The 579-nt window shown below is 57.2% G+C and carries 1 protein-coding gene; it reads left to right on the forward strand.

The features are described from left to right. Positions 1 to 579, forward strand: a 579-nt coding sequence (locus A3730_RS27600) for a TonB-dependent receptor domain-containing protein (protein ID WP_156501410.1), incomplete at both ends; no start/stop codon positions are given.

Consider the following 579-nt stretch of genomic DNA (forward strand, 5'->3'; position numbering starts at 1 on the left):
TGGGCCTGTACTTCAACGCTGGCCGGGCGCTGATGGCTAACGTGACCGTGTTCCATAACGACTTCAAGGACAAGATTACCCGTATTACCTGCCCCATCAGCATCTGCCCGGACGGTCCGAACCAGTTCGGTTCCGATCCTACCTACCGGGTAAATGTGGATGAAGCGGAAACCCAGGGGGTGGAAGCGGCGTTGTCCACCACGTTGGCGCGGGTGGTGTCCATCAACCTGAGCTATACCTATACCGATTCCGAACAGAAATCCGGGGAATACAAAGGCGAGCCGTTGACTCAGCTGCCGGAACATCTGGCCAGCCTGAACGTGGACTGGCAAGCGACAGATACCGTGTCGCCCTGGGCGACGGTGCGCTATCGCGGCGAGGAAAGCCAGCCGACCACGGGGCCGTCCAGCAGCGCTATTATTGCGCCGTCGAATACGCTGGTGGATGCGGGGGTTGGTTTTCAGCTGACACCGCAGACCAAACTCAACACAGGCATTTATAACCTGGCCGACAAGGAAATCTTCTATGAAGAATACGGCTATGTGGAAGATGGCCGACGTTACTGGTTGGGTGTGGTAA

It is taken from the genome of Alcanivorax sp. HI0044 (genome assembly GCF_001634945.1).